Raw genomic sequence first — 2,358 nt, 5'->3', positions numbered from 1 at the left:
CGACTATCTGGCCAAGCCATTCGATGACAGGGAACTGCTCGCCCGGGTACGCGCCATCCTGCGCCGTACCCAGAGCGCCCCGCCCCAGCGCGGCAACTCCTCCGACGAAGTGCACTTCATGGATATCGTGCTGCAACCCGGCCTGCAGCAGGCCCGCTGCGGCGAACAGCTGCTGGAGCTGACCGCCACCGAGTTTGGCCTGCTGGAGTGCCTGCTGCGTAATCCCGGCCAGATCGTCAGCAAGAGCCACCTCTCCGAGCAGGTGCTGGGCAAGAAGCTGGAACCCTTCGATCGGGCCATCGACATGCACCTGAGCAACCTGCGCAAAAAGCTGCCGGACCGCACCGATGGCCAGCCCCGCTTCAAAACCGTACGGGGGCGCGGTTACCTGTGGCTAGAGCAAGAATAGAGCGCATCAACTCCCTCAACGGGATCTCGACCCACATCTTCCTCTGGTTCTGGTTCATGCTGCTGGTGATGCTGGCCGCCGTGATCAGCCTGCCGACTCTGGATCCCCGCAACCAGATCCCGCTGCCGACCCACGAAGTCGCGCGGATGCAGAACAACGTGCAGGCCCTGCTCAACGCTGCCGAGCCGGATCAGGATTTCGATCTGGCCAAGGCGATGGACAAGATCGCCATGCTGCCGGTGGACAACGTCTACCTGCGCGACGAGAAGGGGCAGATCCAGTCCACCACCCATCCGCGCAAGTTCGTGGTGCGCTTTATGGTGGATGCCGACGACCCGGCCAACCCCATGCTGGGCAACGAGGATCGCAAGGCGATCGCCGGCCCCTTCCTGATGGAGCACCACGGTCATCGCTATCACGTCTATTTCGGCCTCAATGCCGAGAACCCCTACCTGTTCCTGTTTATTCAGGTGCTGGATCACCCGATCCGCATTCTGGGCATCTCGATGCTGGTCAGCACCCCGCTCTGCCTGCTGCTCGCCTGGCGGCTGACCCGCCCCATCCTGCAGTTGCAGAAGTCGGTCTCCCAACTGGCGGCTGGCAATCTGGAGGTACAGATCCCCAACCTGGGACGGGGCGACGAGATCGGCCAGCTGGCGGATAACGTCAGCCGCATGGTGGAGACACTCAAGAGCATGATCCAGAAGCAGAAACAGCTGCTTTCCGATATCTCCCACGAGCTGCGCAGTCCCCTCACCCGGATGCAACTGGCGCAGGCGCTGATCCGCCGCAAGCAGGGTGACAGCGCCGAGCTGGCGCGGATCGAATCAGAGATCGGACGGCTGGACAAGCTGATCGGCGATCTGCTGGATCTGTCGCGAGTGCAGCAGCATGTAGAGGCGCCGGTGGTACATCCGCTGGCCGACCTGCTGGAGCCCATCCTCGAAGATGCCATGTTCGAGGCAAACCAGAGCGGCAAACAGCTCAGACTGCCGCCGCTGCCCGCAGAGTCGATCCAGATGTGGCCCGAGCTGCTGGCCCGGGCGGTGGAGAACCCCCTGCGCAACGCCCTCAAATATGCCCGCGAGTTCATCAAGGTGGACTGGTATCGGGAGGGACTGGAGTGGGTGATGACCATTCGGGATGACGGCCCCGGGGTGCCTGACGAGCAACAGGCGCTGCTGTTCCAGCCCTTCTTCCGGGTCGATGATGCCCGCAACGCCAAGACTGGCGGCACCGGGCTGGGGCTGGCCATCGCCTCGGAGGCGATCCAGCGCCACGGCGGCACCATTGCGGCCAGCAACAATCACCCGACCGGGCTGACCATCACCATCCGCTTGCCCATCGCCTGATCCTTTTCATCCGGACGGGCGCTGGGTATGCTGGCGCCCCTTCTTGGCTTTACACCTCTTTGCAGGAGCTCGTCATGCTCGATATCGTCCTCTACCAGCCGGAAATTCCGCCCAACACCGGCAATATCATCCGGCTCTGCGCCAATACCGGTTACCGGCTCCATCTGATCGAGCCGCTGGGGTTTGAGTGGGATGACAAACGGGTAAAGCGGGCGGGACTCGACTATCACGAATTTGCCGAGGTGAAGCGCTGGCCGAGCTATGAGGCCTTTATGGCCGCCGTGGCGCCCAAGCGGGTGTTTGCCTGCACCACCAAGGGGCGCACCGCGCACTCGGCAGCACAATATGCCCTTGGCGACGCCCTACTGTTTGGCCCGGAGAGTCGCGGCCTACCCATCGAGATCATCGAGAGTCTGCCATTCGAGCAGCGGCTACGCATCCCTATGGTGCCCCAGAGCCGCAGCATGAACCTCTCCAACGCGGTATCTGTATTTGTCTACGAGAGCTGGCGCCAGCTCGGCTACGACGGTGCCATGTAAGCGCCACCGATGATCAGTGGCGGGCGTCGAGCAGATGCCCGCTGCGCTCCAGCCGCCA

Annotated in this window: 3 protein-coding genes; all 3 read left to right on the top strand. The window is 63.1% G+C overall.

Annotation, left to right across the window (positions count from 1 at the left end):
- Nucleotides 1-409 (top strand): winged helix-turn-helix domain-containing protein (locus AACS18_RS23210; RefSeq protein WP_258228876.1); only part of this gene is annotated, 409 nt, incomplete at its 5' end.
- Nucleotides 391-1,761, top strand: coding sequence for an ATP-binding protein (locus AACS18_RS06840; RefSeq protein ID WP_005356054.1), 1,371 nt, complete (start codon nucleotides 391-393; stop codon nucleotides 1,759-1,761). The genes AACS18_RS23210 and AACS18_RS06840, both read left to right, overlap by 19 nt.
- 74 nt (nucleotides 1,762-1,835) lie before the next feature.
- The gene (gene trmL / locus AACS18_RS06835; protein ID WP_108613991.1) at nucleotides 1,836-2,300 is read left to right on the top strand and encodes a tRNA (uridine(34)/cytosine(34)/5-carboxymethylaminomethyluridine(34)-2'-O)-methyltransferase TrmL; all 465 of its coding nucleotides are present in this window, start codon (nucleotides 1,836-1,838) and stop codon (nucleotides 2,298-2,300) included.
- Nucleotides 2,301-2,358 lie beyond the last annotated feature (58 nt).

The organism is Aeromonas sp. HMWF015 (genome assembly GCF_963878965.1).
In the GTDB taxonomy this organism is placed as follows: domain Bacteria; phylum Pseudomonadota; class Gammaproteobacteria; order Enterobacterales; family Aeromonadaceae; genus Aeromonas; species Aeromonas veronii.
Note: the sequence above shows the minus strand (reverse complement) of the source record. Positions and strands in the feature narration are given on the sequence as shown.